The sequence below is a fragment of the Streptomyces sp. 130 genome (assembly GCF_007096885.1).
Lineage (GTDB): Bacteria > Actinomycetota > Actinomycetes > Streptomycetales > Streptomycetaceae > Streptomyces.
The window spans coordinates 110,313-128,101 of record NZ_VJNO01000008.1; the positions used below are offsets into that span (position 1 = coordinate 110,313).

A 17,789-nucleotide genomic window follows, 5' to 3' on the forward strand; every position below is an offset into this window, starting at 1 on the left:
GGGGATCAGGCTTTCTTGGGTCGGTTGCTGCCGGAGTACTCCCGGCTGATGGCGTCGGCGGTACGACGGACCAGGGGGAGCAGGGTGAGGAGCTCCTCGGCCGTCACGACCACGTTCGGCGCGGAGACCGACATCGCGGCGACGACGCGCCCGTCGGCACCGCGAATGGGGGCGCCGACGCAGTTGATGGACTCCTCGTGGCCGCCGAGGTCGGTGGCCCAGCCCTGTTCGCGTACGACGGCGAGCTCCTTGAGGAACGCGGCGGCGCCGGGCGTCGAACGGGGCGTGTACATGGGGTAGTCGAGCTTGTCGGCGACGGCCCGCCGCTCGGCCTCGCTCAGGTCGGCCAGGAGCAGCTTGGCGACGGCGGCGACGGTGATCGCGACGGGCTTGCCGATCCGCGAGTACATCCGGACCGGGTAGCGGCTCTCGACCTTGTCGATGTAGAGGACCTCGTTCTCCTCGTACACGGCGAGGTGGACGGTGTGCCCGCACTGCTCGTTCAGTTCGGCGAGGTACGGGTGGGCGATCTCGCGTACGTCGAGGTTCTCGACGGCCTCCTGCGCGAGCGCGAACAGCCGGGCGCCGAGGCGGTAGCGCTGGTCCTGCTGCCGGTGGACGAGCCCGTGCTCGTGGAGCGTGCGGAGCAGGCGCAGCGCGGTGGACTTGTGGACGCCGAGGCGGTCGGCGACCTGTCCGAGGTCGGCGGGCCCCTGGGCGAGGAGCGGCAGGATGCTCAGCGCGCGGTCGACGGTCTGGCTCATGGCGTACGTACCTCCGTGTCGTCCCCCGTCCACCCGGGGCCGAGACGCAGTCTCCCCCACGCGTCGTCGTCCAGGGCCGCCAGCCGGTCGGCGTGCTCGCGGGCGGGCGGCGCGGTGAGGTCGCCGGGGACGGTGAGGACGGCGGCGGCCATCAGGTGGCCGTGGCGGGCGCGGTCCCGGACCGGGAGCCCGCGCAGGGTGGCGGAGAGGAACCCGGCGGCGAAGGCGTCGCCGGCGCCCACGGGGGCGACGACGTCGACGCGGAGCGCGGGGACGTGGGTGACCTCTTCAGCCCCGCCGGCGTTCGAAGCGCGGGGTCCGGGACGGAGGCCCGGTTCACGGGAGAACACCGTCACACCGTCGGCGCCCCGCTTCACGACCACCACCCCCGGCTCCGGCAGCGCCTCCCGGATCGCGGCGGCGCCCACGACGCCCCACGCCTCCTCCGCCTCGTCCTCCCCCACGAAGACCACGTCCGCCCGCCGCGCCAGCTCCAGCAGCACCGCGGGGGACTCCCCCCGCCACAGCCCCGGCCGGAAGTTCACGTCGAACGAGAGCAGCGGCCGGCCCTCGCGCGGAGCGGTCAGCTCACGGAGCAGCGCCAGGCAGTCCGCCGACAGGGCGGCCGTGATGCCCGACAGGTGCAGAATCCGCCCGGCGGGCAGCGCGTCGAACGGCACGGTGGACGGTGACATCGCGGAGGCCGCGGACCCGGCCCGGTAGTACGCCACCTCGTGGACGTCCGTGGCCCGGTCCGTGGCCGTGCGGAAGTAGATCCCGGTCGGCCGCGCGGGATCGCGCCGTACGAAGGACGTGTCCACGCCGTACGCCGCGACCGCCGCCACCAGGTGGTCGCCGAAGCCGTCCGCGCCGACCCGGCTGACCCAGGCCGTCCGGTGGCCGGCCGCGGCCAGCGCGCAGGCGACGTTGGACTCGGCGCCGCCGATGCCCCGGTCGAAGGACGGCACGTCGGCGAGGCGCCCGGGGCGTGAGGGCAGGAACGTCACCATGGACTCACCGAGGCACACGACGTCGGCGGGCGTGGTTCCGGACACGCGGGGCTCCTCAGCAGTCGGGCGGCACCGGTACTCACCATTGACCGGGCGTCGGCTCGGATGTTAGACAGCCCTGAGCGATATACGCAATGGGTGTTGCATATGCTGCAATCGCACCCTGACCGGATCACTGACCGGATCACCCCCTGACCGGACCCGGACCGAGGAGACCCCCATGGCCGCCGCGCACCACGTGACCGCTCTCGCCGACGAACCGGTCGACCACCGGTTCAAGGGCCTCCCGCCCGACGCCGAGGGCCTGACCACCGGCGCCCTGGCGGCCGAGCGCCGCAACCTCTTCGACGGCGGGTTCACGACCCCCGTGCTCGCCCTGTCCGCCGAGTCGGTCGAGCACAACCTCGCGCTCCTGGAGACGTACGCGGAGCGCCACGGCCTCGCCTTCGCCCCGCACGGCAAGACGTCGATGTCCCCGCAGCTCTTCGCCCGCCAGCTGGAGCACGGCGCGTGGGGCATCACGGCCGCCGTTCCCCACCAGGCGCGGGTCTACCGCGCGTTCGGGATCGGGCGGATCTTCCTCGCCAACGAGCTGGTCGACGCCGCCGCGCTGCGCTGGCTCGCGGGCGAGCTGGACGCCGACCCGGACTTCTCCTTCGTCTGCTACGTGGACTCCGTGCGCGGGGTCGAGCTGATGGACGAGGCCCTGCGCGCGGCGGGCGCCTCCCGCCCGGTGGACGTGGTGGTGGAGCTGGGCGCGGGCGAGGGCGCGCGCACCGGCGCCCGGACCGAGGCGGAGTGCGCGGCCGTGGCGGACGCGGTGGCCGGGGCGGCGGCCCTGCGCCTGGTCGGCGTGGCGGGTTACGAGGGCGAGGTGCCGGACGCGGACGGTGACCGGGTCCGGGCCTGGCTGCGCAGGCTCGTCGCGCTGGCGGCGGACTTCGACGCGGCGGGCCGCTTCGGCGCGCTGGGGGCCGGCGAGCGCATCGTGATCAGCGCGGGCGGCAGCGCGTGGTTCGACGCGGTGGCGGACGTGTTCGCCGGCGTCCCGGAGCTCTCCGCACCCGTGCTGAAGCTGCTGCGCTCGGGGGCGTACGTCTCGCACGACGACGGGCACTACCGCCACCTCACGCCGTTCAACCGCGTCCCGGACGAGGGCGCGCTGCGGCCCGCGTTCCGGCTGTGGGCGCAGGTGGTGTCGCGCCCGTCCGCCGGGCAGGCGTTCCTCAACGCGGGCAAGCGGGACGCGGCGTACGACCTGGACCTGCCCGAGGCGCAGGTGGTGCGCTCGGGCCGGGACGGCTCGGAGCGGCCGGCCGACGGGATCACCGTGACCGGCCTGTCCGACCAGCACACCTGGGTCCGCACGGACGAGGGCGCGCGTCTGGAGGTCGGGGACTGGGTGGGGATGGGCCTGTCCCACCCCTGCACCAGCTTCGACAAGTGGCAGCTGATCCCGCTGGTGGAGGCGGACGGCACGGTCACGGACTTCGTCCGCACGTTCTTCTGAGCCGCGTCCCCGAAAGGCAGCCATGGACCTCGTCATCCGCGACGCCCGCGTCATCGACGGCACCGCCGCCCCCTCCTACCGCGCCGACGTGGCCGTCACCGACGGCCGCGTCACGGAGATCCACCGCGAGGACTCCCCCGGCCCCCGCCCCACCGGGCACCGCACCCTGGACGCCGGCGGCCTCGCCCTCTCCCCCGGCTTCATCGACATGCACGCGCACAGCGACCTGGCGCTGCTCCGCGACCCGGACCACAGCGCGAAGGCCGCGCAGGGCGTCACGCTGGAGGTCCTGGGCCAGGACGGCCTGTCGTACGCGCCCGTGGACGACCGCACCCTCGCCCAGGTCCGCCGCTCCATCTCCGGGTGGAACGGCGACGGCGAGGACATCGACTTCGACTGGCGGACCGTCGGCGGCTACCTGGACCGCCTCGACCGCCAGGGCATCGCGGTCAACGCCGCCTATCTGATCCCGCAGGGCACGGTCCGGATGTACGCGGTCGGCTGGGACGACCGCCCCGCGACCGGAGCCGAGCTGGACCGGATGCGGCAGCTCGTGGACCAGGGCATGCGCGAGGGCGCGGTCGGCATGTCCTCGGGCCTGACCTACACCCCCGGCATGTACGCGGACGACGCCGAACTCACCGAGCTGTGCCGGGTGGTGGCCGCGCACGGCGGCTACTACTGCCCGCACCACCGCTCGTACGGGGCGGGGGCGCTGGAGGCGTACGAGGAGATGGTGCGGCTCACCCGCAGCGCGGGCTGTGCCCTGCACCTGGCCCACGCGACCATGAACTTCGGGGTCAACGAGGGCCGCGCCCCCGAGCTGCTGGCCCTCCTGGACGAGGCGCTCGACGCGGGCGCCGACATCTCCCTCGACACCTATCCGTACACCCCCGGCTGCACGACCCTCGTCGCGATGCTGCCCAGCTGGGCGAGCGAGGGCGGCCCGGAAGCGGTCCTGGCCCGGCTGGCCGACGCGGGGACGGCCGCCCGCATCCGCCACGACCTGGAGGTCGTGGGGTCGGACGGCTGCCACGGCGTGCCGATCGAGTGGGACACCATCGAGATCTCCGGCACCGGCGAGCCCGCACTCGCCGGATACGTCGGGCGTACGGTGGCCGAGTCGGCGGCCCTGCGGGGCGAGGAGCCCTGGGTGACCGCGCGCCGGCTGCTGGTGGAGGACCGGCTCGGGACGACGATCCTCCAGCACGTCGGCCACGAGGAGAACGTCCGGCAGATCATGCGCCACCGCGTGCACACCGGAGGCAGCGACGGCATCCTCCAGGGTGACAAGCCGCACCCCCGCGCGTACGGCACCTTTCCCCACTACCTGGGCCGGTACGCACGCGAGCTGGGCATCCTCTCCCTGGAGGAGTGCGTCGCCCACCTCACCGCCCGCCCGGCGGCCCGGCTGCGGCTCCCCGACCGGGGTCTCGTGCGCGAGGGCTACCGCGCCGACCTGGTCCTCTTCGACCCGGCGACGGTGGCGGCGGGCTCGACGTTCGAGGCGCCCCGCACCCTGCCGGTGGGCATCCCGCACGTGCTGATCGACGGCCGCTTCGTGATCGAGGACGGCCGGCGCACCCAGGTGCTGGCGGGGCGGTCCGTACGGAGCACGGACCGGCCGCGGGGCTGAGCGGCTCCCGGTGCCGGGTACGTACGGGCACCGGGGTGGCCGGATGCTGCCACGGGGGCGCCGGAAGATGCCAGCGGGGGCGCCCGAGGCGGGCCGTGCCGGGTGGAATCGTCGGTGCCGCCGGGCCCGGGCGGCCCGGGGAGCGAGAGCTCCGCGACCCTCGTACCGAACGGATTCCCCATGCGCATCCGCACCAACAGGTTCACCCGTGCCGCCGGTGTGGCGGCTTCGGCCGCCGCCCTGATCGGCGCCTCCGTCGCCCTCGCACCGTCCGCCGCGGCGGCGGACGACCCGTACTTCTGCAACACGTATTACGCCGACACCTCGTCCGACAACGCCAACCATGTCGTCGAGACCGTGAAGATCCCGATGAGCTGGGGCTTCGGCTACAACTGCAAGCTCCACCAGGGCGACCACGGGAGCGGGGTGAGCGCCCTGCAGCTGACCCTGAAGAAGTGCTACGGGCAGAGCATCGCCGTCGACGGCTCCTTCGGCCCGGCGACGTTCGCGGCGCTGAAGAAGGCCCAGACGAAGATGGGCGTCGCGTCCGACGGCGTGTACGGGTACAACACGCGCATGGCCATGAAGTGGGCGCACATGGCGGGCACCACGCTCTTCAAGTGCGCCCGCTGAGCACACCGGCCACTCCTGTCCGGTCCCGGCGGGCCGCGCCTCGTTTCCGAGGCCCCCGCCGGGGCAACCGGCCCCCATGGACATCTCTGCGAGAGCCTCGAAGAGTCACCTGAAGGCGCGGCGGGCGGGCGACAGCACAGCCGTGGAGGCGGCCGGCCGCGCGGGGTTCGCGGCACGCGGGGCCATCTACTTCCTGGTCGGCTTCCTCGCGCTGCGCATCGCGTTCAACGGCGGCGACAGCGACGGCAAGGGCGGCGGCGGGAAGCAGGCGGACCGGGGCGGGGCGCTCGCGGAGATCGCGCAGAAGCCCTTCGGGCACGTGCTGCTGTGGGTCCTGGGCATCGCGCTCGCGGGGATGGCCCTGTGGCGGCTGTCCGAGGCGGCGTTCGGCGCGGCGGGCCCCGACGGGCACAAGGCGACGAAACGGCTGGCCTCCGGCGGACGCGCGGTGTTCTACGGCTTCGTCGCCTACTCGGTGCTGATGTTCGCCGCCGGCGACAAGGGCAGCGGCAGCGGCAGCGGCGACGCCCGCTCGCAGGACGTCACGGCCCGGGCCCTGGACATGCCGGGCGGCCGGTGGCTGGTCGGCGCGGCCGGTGCGGGCATCGCCTGCGCGGGCCTGTGGATCGCGGGCCGCGCGGCGCTGCGCAAGTTCCACAAGCACCTGCGCCTGGGCGACATGTCACCGGCCGTGCGGCGGACCGTCGACATCACCGGGGTCGCCGGCGGTGTCAGCCGCGGGCTCGTCTTCGCGGTCGCGGGAGGTTTCGCGGTGTCGGCGGCGGTGAAGGCGCGGTCCGGCGAGGCCAAGGGCATGGACGACACCCTCCGCTCCTTCAGCGCCACCCCGGCCGGGCCGTGGCTGCTGGGCCTCGTCGCCGCGGGCCTGATCGCCTTCGGCCTGTTCTCGCTGGCGAACGCGCGGTGGCGCAGGATCTGAGCCCCGAGCCGGGGGCCGCCCCGCGCAAGGCGGCATGACGGCCCTCGGAAGATCCTTTACCGATCCCTTGCATGCGCCCTACACTCCCTCGACAAACGGCCCGCGAGGGCCGGCTGACCACGGGGCAGGGGGCATGCCGTGTTGGCGCACACCATGCAGGTACTCGGGCTGACAGCGGCCGAGGAGGACGTCTACCGGCATCTGCTGCGCAATCCCGGCGCCGAACCGGACGACCTGCACATCCTGCTGCGCTGCGCGCCCGAGGAGACGGACAGCGCCCTGCGGCGCTTCCGGGAACTGGGCCTGCTCAGGGAGGACGGCGGCTCCGTGTCCGCCCGCGCCCCCGAGGTCGTCGTGGGCAGGCTGGCCGAGCAGCGGCTGGAGGAGCTGTACGACAGCATCCGCACGCTGTCCCACCTCCAGCCGATCATCGACTCACTGGCCGACGAGGTCCCGGCCGAGGAGGCCGACCCGGCGGACGGGCCGACGGAACGCCTCACCGACATCGCGGACATCCGCACCCGGCTCGACGAACTCTCCTTCTTCGCCCGCTCCGAGGTGCAGTCGGCGGAGCCCTACGACGCGCTGACACCGGAGAACATCGCGCACGCCCGGCCGCTCGACATGCGGTGCCTGCGCCGGGGCGTGGCCATCCGCAATCTGGTCCGGGCCGCGGCGCTCACCGACCCGGCCACGCTGTCCTATCTGCGCGAGCTGAGCGCCGCGGGGGCACGGATCAGGGTCCTGGACACACTGGACGAGCTCATCCTGATCTACGACCGGCACACCGCGCTCGTGCCGATCGACCCGGCGGACACCGCCAAGGGCGCGCTCTGCTCCCGCGAACGCGGCATCGTCACCACGATCATCAACAACTTCGAACGGCTCTGGAGCGCGGCGGAGGACTTCGAGACCGCCGTCGGGCAGGACCGGACCGGTGAGGAAGCCGTCTCGGAGCTGCAACTGCGGGTCCTGGAGGCGATGTGCACGGTCGCCAAGGACGAGACGGGGGCCCGGAAGCTGGGCATCTCGCTGCGCACCTACCGGCGGCACGTCTCGGAACTGTTCCAGACGCTCGGTGCGGAGAACCGCGCCCACGCGGCCCTGCTGGCCCGTGAGCGCGGCTGGGTCTGACCCCGCACGCTCCTGCTACCGGCCGTCCTTCTGCCAGCCGTTGGCGACGCACTTCGCGTCACAGGTCCGGGGGTCGTACCCCACAGCGCCGAGGTGCGTGCCCTTCGCCCCCGGCCCGGCGGGCGCGAACGCCTGCTGGCCCGCCCCGGCGACGACCACCGCCAGCAGTGCGGCGGCCAGACCGCCGAACACCGTACGACGCGTGCTCCTGATGCTCATGTGCCCCCGTCTTTCCCGCCCCGGCTCTCGCGGACGTCCGTCACTCGATCCGGGCGTCGCACCGCCCGGTCCGTCGCGGCAGAGTCTGGCAGCGGAAGGGGCGGGGCGGCGGCGCGCGGAAGGGCAGTCACCTGCCGACGCCGTGCAGGATGCTGCCACGCCCGCCCCTTCTCACGGCCGCGGGTCACGGCTTGGGCAGCGCACACCCCGCGCGGTTCAGGTCGAAGACGTTGCCGGTGCCGACGCACGCGGCGATGCCGTAGGTCTCCTGGGCGTAGTTGATGCCCTGGCGGACCGTCACCTGGCCGTTCTCGTCGACCTCGCACGGGTTGTTGTCCGTGCAGCGCCCGCCGTCCTCGTTGCCGGTGTTGTTGACCGCGACGACCTTGCCGGTGGCGTCGTCGATCACCGGCGAGCCGGAGGTGCCACCGATGGTCTGGCAGGCGGAGGTGTAGCGGACCGAGTCCTTCCAGGTCCAGTCCCCCTCCTTGAGGCGGTAGACGAAGCCGTCCACGGCGCAGCTGTACATGCGCTTCCAGTACCCGGACGCGACGGTGATCGCGGTGCCCGCGACGGGATGCGTGGTGCTGAGCTCCAGCGCCTTGATGCCGTAGCGGCTCTCGATCTGCGCGTACGTGGAGGTGAGCTGGTAGACCGAGATGTCGGTGTCGGTCATCGTCCCGTACGCGATCTTGCTCGCCCGGAGCGTGCCGACGCCGCTGCCCGAGGCGTTGAGCAGGGTGAAGGTGCGGCTGGACGAGCGGTTGAAGACGACCGCGCCGGGGGCCGGGAAGCCGGTCTCCAGGCAGTGCCCGTTGGACAGCACGAGGGCGGGGTCGCCCGGCTGCGAGGAGGGTGTGCGGACGACCGAGCCGGAGCAGTTGCTGAGCGCCACGGTCCCGGCGAAGTTCACCGCCTTGGCGCGTACCGGCTTCTCGGACGCGGTCCGGGCGGCCGGTGCCGCCCCGTGGCTCGTGGCCGCGGTCGCGGGCGCGATGCCCGCTCCCAGGAGCAGCACCGCGAAGAGCGCACCGACGAGAGGCTTTTTCATGTGGGGGTCCCCTCTTGCGACTGAACAGAGCGCGACTGGCCTCTGCGACCGAAGTTCCTTCGGTTTGACATGCGCATGCTGGCGCATGGAGAGGGGGCGCACAAGGGGCGGTTTCCGGCCGCGCGCTCAGGTCGCCAGGCCGTGCCGGTAGGCGTAGACGACCGCCTGGACCCGGTCGCGGAGCCCGAGCTTGGCGAGGATGCGCGAGACGAACGTCTTCACGGTCTCCTGGCTGATCACGAGGGCGGCGGCGATCTCGCTGTTGGAGAAGCCGTCCGCGATGAGGCGCAGGACCTCCAGTTCGCGCGGGGTCAGCGGGATGTCCGAGGCGGTGTCCCCGGCGGGTCGGATGCGGGCGGCGTAGCGGCCGACCAGCCGGCGCGTCACCTCCGGGTCGATCAGCGCCTGGCCCGTGTGCACGGTCCGGATGCCGTGCAGCAGCTGGGCGGGCGGGGCGTCCTTGAGCAGGAACCCGCTCGCCCCGGCGCGCAGCGCCTCGTACACGTACTCGTCCAGGTTGAAGGTGGTCACCACGAGCACCTTGGCGGGCCGCTCCACGCCCGCCCCGGCCAGCAGCCGGGTCGCCTCGATGCCGTCGAGCTCGGGCATGCGGATGTCCATCACCACGACGTCCGGGCGCAGCCGCCCGGCCATCTCGACGGCGGTCCGCCCGTCCCCGCACTCGCCCGCCACCTCCAGGTCCGGCTGGGCGTCGATGATCGTGGCGAGGCCGGTGCGGACGAGCACCTGGTCGTCGCAGACGAGGACGCGGGCGGGCGCGGTCACGAGGCGCTCCCCGAGGGTATGCGGGCCCGCACGGTGAAGCCGCCGTCCGGACCGGGCTCCGCGCGGAACTCGCCGCCGAGGACGCCGACCCGCTCGCGCAGCCCGGCCAGCCCCCGCCCGCTGCCCGGCGGCACCTCGGTGCGCGTCCCGGAGCCGTCCGTACCGACCTCCACGGTGATCTCCCTTCCGCCGTGCCGCACGAGCACCGAGGTCCGGCTGCCGTGGGCGTACTTGAGGGCGTTCGTCAGCGCCTCCTGGACCACGCGGTAGGCCACCAGCTCGGCGCTCCCGGTGGACTCGGCGGGGGCGCCCTCCTCGCTGAAGTCCACGCTCTGCCCGGCCCGGCGCGCCTGCTCGACCAGGACCGGGATGCGGCCGGCGGACGGCGCCCTCTCGCCGGCGCCGTGGCCCGGGTCGAGCAGGTCGAGCAGGTGGCGCAGGTCGTTGACGGCCCGCCGCCCGGTGTCGGTGACGCTGCTCAGGGCGTGGTCGAGCCGGTCGGGCGCGGCGGTCAGATAGCGGGCCGCCTCGGCCTGGACGATCATCGCCGTCACGTGGTGGGTCACGACGTCGTGCAACTCCCGTGCGATGCGGGTGCGTTCGGCGGTACGGCTCTCCTCGGCGACACGGAGCCTGCGGTCGGCCTCGGCGGCCCGGGTGGCGCGCAGCCACGTTCCGACGCCCCACACGAGGGCCAGCACCAGGTAGAACGTCAGGAACTCGTCCACCGGTTCGGTGCCGTACCGGTGCAGGGCGAGCGCCAGCGGCACGTACGCGGCGGTCGCGGCGAGCGCCACCAGGCGCCGGGGGCGCTCCAGGTGGGCCCCCGTGCTCAGGACCGCGAAGGGCAGCGCGGTCCCGGCGACCAGGTGGTAGCCGCCGAGCTGGTCGACGGCGAAGCCCAGCGAGACCAGGGCCAGGCAGAGCACCGGCCACCGCCGCCGCAGGGCGAGCGACAGGCTCTCCAGCGCGGCGGCCGTCGCGGCCAGCGCGTCGAACGGACGCTCCGCCACGGCGCCGAGCTCCGTCCCGTGCCGGTGGAAGGCCGGGATGAGCGAAAGGGCGAGGAGCAGCAGCCCGAACGGCAGGTCGCGGACGGTGGTGTCGAGCCGCTGCCACCGCGCCGGCCGGTGGACGGCGGCGCCCAACCTGCGCCACCGGGCCGGGACTTCGCGGAGACTGATCACCGGGGCACTGTAATGGCGGCCGGGGCCGGGGCGGGGCGCCGTCCGCCACGCGGCACCAGATTGCCGCGCCGGCGGGCCAGCCACAGGAACGCGAGGGTCACGAGCGTCCCGAAGATCACGGAGTACACACTCGCCTCCGGCCCGAAGCCGCCGCCGGTGACCAGCGTGGAGCCGGTGGCCGTGGAGTCCAGGAGGCCCTGGGAGGCGCCGTTGCCCGAGACCTCCGAGCTGAAGATGCCCGCCGCGGCGAAGTTCCAGGCGAAGTGGAGGCCGATGGGCAGCCACAGGCTGCGGGTGGCGGCGTACGCGGCGCCGAGCATGCCGCCCGCCTCGATCGCGATGGCGAGCGCGCCCCAGAGGTTCGCGTCCGGGTTGACCAGGTGCATCAGCCCGAACAGCAACCCGGTCGACGTCAGCGCGATCCAGGTGCCGGCGCGCTCCTCGACGAGCCGGAACAGCACCCCCCGGAACACCACTTCCTCCGTGACGGCGGCAGCGGCCATGAAACCGACGAACCCGACCGCTCCCGTGACCGAGCCCAGGCCGTTCACCTCGTAGTCCCCGAGCAGGGCGATGTTCGCGATGACCGCCGTGAACAGCACCAGCCCGATCAGCGCACCGCGCCCCACGGCCGACGGCGCACCCTCCCGGGCCAGCTCGGTGACCGGGCGGCGTTCGGTGCGCCCCACCACCCACCGGTAGAGCAGGACGGCGAGCACCGACGTCACCAGGCCGGTCACCAGCGTGAGCCACGGATTGCCGTCCACCGCGTTGACGCACTGACCGCCGACCGCCCAGACCGCCACGACGGCCAGAAGTTGCCAGACCACTCTCATGGGTCCCCCTCGGACATGCCCGCGGCGACCTGCCGCGGCTGCCCCTGAACGCTATGGACGTCCGGCGCCGAAAGCGTCACCGCTGGGTGGACACCTGCGCGTAGCTCGCACGGGGGACAGCGCGGCCCGGGCTACGGTTTCGACACCGCCGCCGACACCGCCGCCGCCTCCCGCGACAGCCGCACGGCCTGCCGCAGGCTCAGCCCCGGCTCGGCCTGCCGCAGCGCCCTGACGGCCGCCACCGCGTCGAGGGGGCCGTCGTACCCGCCCGCCCTGATCCGCCGCCCGGCCCAGCGCCCGCGCAGCTCGGCGTCCGGCACCCCGTTCCGCGCCTCGGCCAGGGCCAGGGCCCGCTCCAGGCCGGGGCGGTCCGCGTCCGACGCCCGCCCCAGCTCCTCGCGCAGCGCGGCGGCCACGGCGTCCGCGTCCCGCACCACGATCACGGCCATGTCCTGCTTCCCGTTTCCGATCATGTGCCGACCCTCCCCGAAAGCGCCTTCGCGGTCACGGGGATTGAGCTACTCCAGAGGTACGGGCGGTGCGCAACCGCCGGACCGGGACCGCTCCTCCCCCGGACCGGCGCACCACCGCGGCACCGCGCGACGGCGGCCCGGTGCGAACGCCGGCCGGGGCGCGAACGCTTCCCGCGCGACCCCCTGCGCACACCACTCCGTGGCGTAAGTCACCCGTTCCGGTCCGTCACACCGCCGCGCCACCCCTTTCCAAGCCCCGGGCCCGCCGTGACCGGCGTTCCCACGGTTCGCGGGAGGCGGCGCATGGCGATGAAAGCCCGCGCGGAGGTACGCCCCCGCCCGGGCGGGCCAACCGGCGGGCGAAGCCCGGGCGGCCCGTGGGACACAGTCGTAAGCTCGCTGGCATGCAGGTCATCCAGTCCACGAAGCTCGCCAACGTCTGCTATGAGATCCGCGGCCCCGTGCTCGAGGAGGCGATGCGGCTGGAGGCGGCCGGGCATCGCATCCTCAAGCTGAACACCGGCAACCCCGCCGCGTTCGGCTTCGAGTGCCCGCCCGAGATCCTCGAGGACATCCTGCGCAACCTCTCCGGGGCGCACGGCTACGGCGACGCGAAGGGGCTGCTGTCCGCCCGCCGGGCGGTGATGCAGCACTACCAGACCAAGGGCATCGACCTGGACGTCGAGGACGTCTACCTCGGCAACGGCGTCTCGGAGCTGATCCAGATGTCGATGCAGGCTCTCCTCGACGACGGCGACGAGGTGCTGGTCCCGGCCCCGGACTACCCGCTGTGGACGGCCTCGGTCTCGCTGGCGGGCGGCACGGCCGTGCACTACCGCTGCGACGAGCAGGCGGACTGGATGCCCGACCTCGCCGACATCGAGCGGAAGATCACCGACCGCACCAAGGCGATGGTGATCATCAACCCGAACAACCCGACGGGCGCGGTCTACGACGACGAGATGCTGCGCGGTCTGACGGAGATCGCCCGCCGGCACAACCTGGTCGTCTGCTCGGACGAGATCTACGACCGCATCCTGTACGACGGCGCCACGCACACCCCGACCGCGACGATCGCCCCCGACCTGATGGTCCTCACCTTCAACGGGCTGTCCAAGAACTACCGGGTGGCCGGCTACCGCTCCGGCTGGATGGCCGTCTGCGGCCCCAAGGCGCACGCCTCCTCGTACATCGAGGGGCTGACGATCCTGGCCAACATGCGGCTGTGCGCCAACATGCCCTCGCAGCACGCGGTCGCCACCGCGCTCGGCGGGCGGCAGTCGATCAACGACCTGGTGCTGCCCGGCGGACGCATCCTGGAGCAGCGCGACGCGGCGTACGACCTCCTCACGCAGATCCCGGGCGTGACCTGCGTGAAGCCGAAGGGCGCACTGTACCTCTTCCCCCGGCTCGACCCCAAGGTCTACAAGATCAAGGACGACCGTCAGATGGTCCTGGACCTGCTGCGGGCCGAGAAGATCATGGTGGTGCAGGGCACCGGGTTCAACTGGCCGGACCCCGACCACTTCCGTGTGGTGACGCTGCCCTCGACGGAGGACCTGACGGATGCGATCGGCCGGATCGCCCACTTCCTGGACGGCTACAGCCAGGTGTAGCCCTCCGGCCGCTCCAGCTTCTCTCGAAGACAAACAACTTTAGACTGAATCCAAGGTAGGATGGTCCCTCACAGCACCACCAGGAGGCCATCCATGTACGAACCGATCCGCACCAAATCGGTCCACACACCGGCCGACCACGCCGGCGACTTCCCGCACCGCACCCGCGAGGAGGAGCTGGACATCCAGCTCGCCGGACACCTGGCCGCCCTGCTCGCGGTCACCGACGAGCTGGGTCTCGGCGAGGCGGGCGACCGCATCGCCGGGCAGGTGGCCAGGCTGCGCGGTGCCCCGCCCGTCCGCCACGCCGGACTGAGCGACGCCCCCGCGACCGCCCTCCACCGCCGCGCCCACGCCCTCGCGGGCCGGGCCCTGGTGGTGGCGGCGTCCCGCGCCGACACGGCGGTCGCGATCCTCTCGGCCGAGCGCATGGACGCCCACACCGAGGCGCTCGCCGCCGACGCGCGGACCCCGGTCGGCGCCCGCTGAACGGCCCCGGTCCGCGCACCTCCCGGGGCGCGAGGACCGGGTGCCGCCCAGGCCCCTCACCGGCCGCGCGAAGTCGCCTCCCGGGCCGTGCGCGTGGACTCGAAGGTCACGTCACCGAGCTCGCACTCGGCGCCGCCCCACACCGGGACAGGGCCGGTGACCCGCCGGGACGCCGTGGCGCCCACCGCCAGATCGGCCACGGTCACACCGCCCTCCCCCGCGTCCGCCCCACGCCCCCCGCCGCCCCGCAGGTCCCGGAACACCACGTGCACGGTGTACGTCCCGGGCCGCGCCGCCTCGCTCGTGACCCGTACGCCCGCCACCGGGCGGCCCGTCACCTCGTCCCGGGCACAGGAGGTGACGGTGACGTCCTCGACCGGGAACCGCAGGTTCTCGTGGACCCTGCCGGACACCCAGATGTACGCGAACAGGGTGCCGAGCAGGCCCACCACCGCCGCGCCGACCAGCCCGCCCACGGTGATCAGGGCCACCGTCCCGCCGCCCGTCCGGCGCCCGGGGAAGAGCGGCGGGCCGCCCTGCGACGTGTCCGGGTACGGCGGATACCGCATGCCGACGCCCCCTCCGCCTCCGCGCACCGGCGGCGCGACCGGGGCAACCGTACGGCCGCGCGCATCACTCCCGTAACTCCGTAGGGTCACAACACCAGTACGAACAGGGCGGGTCGGACAGGCCGACGGCCCCCGAAGCGGCTTCGGGGGCCGTCGCCGTGCGTACCCGAGGACTCAGCCCAGGCGCTCGACCAGCGCGCGGTACTCGTCCCACAGCTCCTTCGGCGTGTGGTCGCCGAAGGTGTTGAGGTGCTCGGGGACCAGCGCCGCCTCCTCGCGCCAGACCTCCTTGTCGACCTTCAGCAGGAAGTCGAGGTCGGCCTCGGAGAGATCCAGGCCCTCGGTGTCGATCGAGCCCTTCGCGGGAAGGATGCCGATCGGCGATTCGACGCCCTCCGCCTTCCCCTCCAGGCGCTCGACGATCCACTTCAGGACGCGGCTGTTCTCACCGAACCCGGGCCAGACGAACTTGCCCGCGTCGTTCTTGCGGAACCAGTTCACGTAGTAGATCTTCGGCAGCTTCGACTGGTCCGGCTTGTCGGCGCCGACCTTGAGCCAGTGGCCCATGTAGTCGCCCATGTTGTAGCCGCAGAACGGCAGCATGGCGAACGGGTCGCGGCGCAGCTCACCGACCTTGCCCTCGGCGGCGGCGGTCTTCTCGGAGGCGACGTTGGCGCCGAGGAAGACGCCGTGCTGCCAGTTGAAGGACTCGGTGACCAGCGGGACGGCGGAGGCGCGCCGGCCGCCGAAGAGGATGGCCGAGATCGGCACGCCCTTCGGGTCCTCCCACTCGGGCGCGATGATCGGGCACTGCCCGGCCGGCACGGTGAAGCGGGCGTTGGGGTGGGCGGCGGGCGTCCCGGACGCGGGGGTCCAGTCGTTGCCCTTCCAGTCCGTGAGGTGCGCGGGCGGCTCCTCGGTCATGCCCTCCCACCAGACGTCGCCGTCGTCGGTGAGCGCGACGTTGGTGAAGACGGAGTTGCCCCACATCGTCTTCATGGCGTTGGCGTTGGTGTGCTCGCCGGTGCCGGGCGCGACGCCGAAGAAGCCCGCCTCCGGGTTGATCGCGTACAGCCGGCCGTCCTCGCCGAACCGCATCCAGGCGATGTCGTCGCCGATGGTCTCCACGGTCCAGCCGGAGATCGTGGGCTCCAGCATCGCGAGGTTCGTCTTGCCGCAGGCGCTCGGGAACGCGGCGGCCACGTACTTCGACTCACCGCGCGGCGGGGTGAGCTTCAGGATCAGCATGTGCTCCGCGAGCCAGCCCTCGTCGCGGGCCATGACGGAGGCGATGCGCAGCGCGTAGCACTTCTTGCCGAGCAGCGCGTTGCCGCCGTAGCCGGAGCCGTACGACCAGATCTCGCGGTCCTCCGGGAAGTGCGAGATGTACTTGGTCTCGTTGCAGGGCCAGGGGACGTCCTCCTGGCCCTCTTCCAGCGGGGCGCCCAGGGTGTGGACGGCCTTCACGAAGAAGCCGTCGGAGCCCAGCTCGTCGAGCACGGGCTGCCCCATCCGCGTCATGGTGCGCATCGAGACGGCGACGTACGCGGAGTCGGTGATCTCGACGCCGATCGCGGAGAGCGGGGACCCGAGCGGCCCCATGCAGAACGGGACCACGTACATGGTCCGGCCGCGCATCGAGCCGCGGAAGACGCCCCGCTCCCCCACGAAGATCTCCCGCATCTCGGCGGGGTCCTTCCAGTGGTTCGTCGGACCGGCGTCCTCCTCCTTCTCGGAGCAGATGAACGTACGGGTCTCGACGCGGGCGACGTCGCTGGGGTCGGAGGCCGCGTAGTAGGAGTTCGGGCGTTTGATCTCGTCCAGCTTGGTGAACGTGCCCTTGGCGACGAGCTCCCCGCACAGGCGCTCGTACTCGGCCTCGGAACCGTCGCACCAGACCACCCGGTCCGGCTCGGTGAGTGCTGCGATCTCGTCCACCCAGGAGATCAGCTCCTGGTGGTTGGTGGGAACAGTGAGGGGAGCCGCGAAGTCGCGCGCCACGATCGCTCCTTGGTGAGGGTGTATTCGGTTGGTGCCTGTGCCCCGTGGGGGCTGCGACCCGGATGCGTGTACCCCTTCGAATTCCCCTTGGCGCTCATCCGGTGCCGACCGCACTCATTTGATCATCCGACCCTCGCGCCCATATGTCCAGAGGGCCGCCCATGTGAGCATCAGCACTCGGTCCTCGCCCATATCCGGTCCCTACGGGGGCGTAGGTACGATGCGGGAATGACTGCTGCCGCCGTGCCCGACACCGCCGGTCCCCGCCCGGTCACGCTCGCCGACGCCCCGCTGAAGCCGCGGATGCGCGGCTGGCTGCACGCCGGGATGTTCCCCGCCGTGGTCATAGCGGGCCTGGTGCTCGTCGCCCTCTCGGACAGCCCCCGGGGCCGGGTCGCCTGCGCGATCTATGTTCTGACGGCGTGTCTGCTCTTCGGGGTGAGCGCGCTCTACCACCGGGGCACGTGGGGGCCGCGCGGCGAGGCCGTACTGCGCCGGCTCGACCACGCCAACATCTTCCTGATCATCGCGGGGACGTACACCCCGCTCACCCTGCTCCTGCTCCCCGAATCGACCGGGACGCCCCTCCTGTGGGCGGTGTGGGCGGCGGCGCTGGCGGGTATCGCGTTCCGGGTCTTCTGGGTCGGCGCCCCGCGCTGGCTGTACACACCGTGCTACATCGCGATGGGCTGGGCGGCGGTCTTCTTCCTGCCCGACTTCATGCGGACCGGCGGGGTCGCGGTGCTGGTGCTGGTGGTCATCGGCGGCGTGCTCTACAGCGCGGGCGGCGTGATCTACGGCATCAAGCGGCCGAATCCGTCACCGCGCTGGTTCGGCTTCCACGAGGTGTTCCACTCGCTGACCCTGGCCGCGTTCGTGGTCCACTACGTCGGCATCTCGCTGGTGGCGTACACCCACAGCTGAGCCGCGCCGCC

18 protein-coding genes are annotated in these 17,789 nt (G+C 72.9%); 8 read left to right on the forward strand and 10 right to left on the reverse strand.

Annotated elements, in window-relative coordinates; all coding sequences use genetic code 11:
• Positions 1–5 precede the first annotated feature (5 nt).
• Both FKN01_RS09820 and FKN01_RS09825 read right to left on the reverse strand, forming a co-directional pair.
• On the reverse strand, positions 6–764 hold the full coding sequence (locus FKN01_RS09820) for an IclR family transcriptional regulator (RefSeq protein WP_143618604.1): 759 nt from the start codon (positions 762–764) through the stop codon (positions 6–8).
• Positions 761–1,819: a sugar kinase gene (locus FKN01_RS09825; protein ID WP_143618605.1), complete on the reverse strand. Its 1,059-nt coding sequence runs from the start codon at positions 1,817–1,819 to the stop codon at positions 761–763. The genes FKN01_RS09820 and FKN01_RS09825 overlap by 4 nt, the downstream gene beginning before the upstream one ends.
• A 175-nt stretch (positions 1,820–1,994) precedes the next feature.
• Here FKN01_RS09825 and FKN01_RS09830 point away from each other — a divergent pair, with 175 nt between their 5' ends.
• The 5 genes from FKN01_RS09830 to FKN01_RS09850 all read left to right on the forward strand — a co-directional run bounded on the left by FKN01_RS09830 (position 1,995) and on the right by FKN01_RS09850 (position 7,627).
• Positions 1,995–3,284 (forward strand): alanine racemase, encoded by a 1,290-nt coding sequence (locus tag FKN01_RS09830; RefSeq protein ID WP_143618606.1) that lies wholly within the window; start codon positions 1,995–1,997, stop codon positions 3,282–3,284.
• Between the two features lie 22 nt (positions 3,285–3,306).
• Positions 3,307–4,920, forward strand: a complete 1,614-nt coding sequence (locus FKN01_RS09835) for an amidohydrolase family protein (protein WP_143618607.1) — start codon at positions 3,307–3,309, stop codon at positions 4,918–4,920.
• A gap of 180 nt (positions 4,921–5,100) precedes the next feature.
• Complete coding sequence (locus tag FKN01_RS09840; protein ID WP_143618608.1) at positions 5,101–5,553, forward strand: peptidoglycan-binding protein; 453 nt, start codon at positions 5,101–5,103, stop codon at positions 5,551–5,553.
• A gap of 76 nt (positions 5,554–5,629) precedes the next feature.
• The gene (locus tag FKN01_RS09845; protein WP_185992802.1) at positions 5,630–6,493 is read left to right on the forward strand and encodes a DUF1206 domain-containing protein; all 864 of its coding nucleotides are present in this window, start codon (positions 5,630–5,632) and stop codon (positions 6,491–6,493) included.
• Between the two features lie 153 nt (positions 6,494–6,646).
• Positions 6,647–7,627, forward strand: a complete 981-nt coding sequence (locus FKN01_RS09850) for a helix-turn-helix transcriptional regulator (RefSeq protein ID WP_143618804.1) — start codon at positions 6,647–6,649, stop codon at positions 7,625–7,627.
• A 15-nt stretch (positions 7,628–7,642) separates the two neighbouring features.
• Here the strand turns inward: FKN01_RS09850 and FKN01_RS09855 are convergent, their stop codons facing one another.
• The 6 genes from FKN01_RS09855 to FKN01_RS09880 form a co-directional block, all read right to left on the reverse strand.
• A complete protein-coding gene (locus tag FKN01_RS09855) occupies positions 7,643–7,846 on the reverse strand; it encodes a hypothetical protein (protein WP_143618609.1) in 204 nt (67 codons plus the stop codon).
• Between the two features lie 184 nt (positions 7,847–8,030).
• On the reverse strand, positions 8,031–8,897 hold the full coding sequence (locus tag FKN01_RS09860; protein WP_143618611.1) for a serine protease: 867 nt from the start codon (positions 8,895–8,897) through the stop codon (positions 8,031–8,033).
• 126 nt (positions 8,898–9,023) lie between these two features.
• Positions 9,024–9,683 (reverse strand): response regulator transcription factor, encoded by a 660-nt coding sequence (locus FKN01_RS09865; RefSeq protein WP_143618613.1) that lies wholly within the window; start codon positions 9,681–9,683, stop codon positions 9,024–9,026.
• On the reverse strand, positions 9,680–10,831 hold the full coding sequence (locus FKN01_RS09870; RefSeq protein ID WP_143618806.1) for a sensor histidine kinase: 1,152 nt from the start codon (positions 10,829–10,831) through the stop codon (positions 9,680–9,682). The genes FKN01_RS09865 and FKN01_RS09870 overlap by 4 nt, the downstream gene beginning before the upstream one ends.
• A gap of 35 nt (positions 10,832–10,866) precedes the next feature.
• Positions 10,867–11,706, reverse strand: coding sequence for a CPBP family intramembrane glutamic endopeptidase (locus FKN01_RS09875; RefSeq protein WP_143618615.1), 840 nt, complete (start codon positions 11,704–11,706; stop codon positions 10,867–10,869).
• 131 nt (positions 11,707–11,837) lie between these two features.
• Positions 11,838–12,179: a hypothetical protein gene (locus FKN01_RS09880; RefSeq protein WP_143618617.1), complete on the reverse strand. Its 342-nt coding sequence runs from the start codon at positions 12,177–12,179 to the stop codon at positions 11,838–11,840.
• Between the two features lie 404 nt (positions 12,180–12,583).
• Here FKN01_RS09880 and FKN01_RS09885 point away from each other — a divergent pair, with 404 nt between their 5' ends.
• Entirely contained in the window at positions 12,584–13,795 is a 1,212-nt protein-coding gene (locus tag FKN01_RS09885) for a pyridoxal phosphate-dependent aminotransferase (RefSeq protein ID WP_143618620.1), read from the forward strand.
• 93 nt (positions 13,796–13,888) lie between these two features.
• Positions 13,889–14,284 (forward strand): hypothetical protein, encoded by a 396-nt coding sequence (locus tag FKN01_RS09890; RefSeq protein WP_143618622.1) that lies wholly within the window; start codon positions 13,889–13,891, stop codon positions 14,282–14,284.
• 56 nt (positions 14,285–14,340) lie between these two features.
• Here the strand turns inward: FKN01_RS09890 and FKN01_RS09895 are convergent, their stop codons facing one another.
• A complete protein-coding gene (locus FKN01_RS09895; RefSeq protein ID WP_143618624.1) occupies positions 14,341–14,853 on the reverse strand; it encodes a hypothetical protein in 513 nt (170 codons plus the stop codon).
• 174 nt (positions 14,854–15,027) lie between these two features.
• Entirely contained in the window at positions 15,028–16,854 is a 1,827-nt protein-coding gene (locus FKN01_RS09900) for a phosphoenolpyruvate carboxykinase (GTP) (protein WP_143618626.1), read from the reverse strand.
• Positions 16,855–17,082: 228 nt separating this feature from the next.
• Between FKN01_RS09900 and FKN01_RS09905 the strand changes: the two genes are divergently transcribed.
• Complete coding sequence (locus tag FKN01_RS09905; protein WP_143618628.1) at positions 17,083–17,778, forward strand: hemolysin III family protein; 696 nt, start codon at positions 17,083–17,085, stop codon at positions 17,776–17,778.
• Positions 17,779–17,789 lie beyond the last annotated feature (11 nt).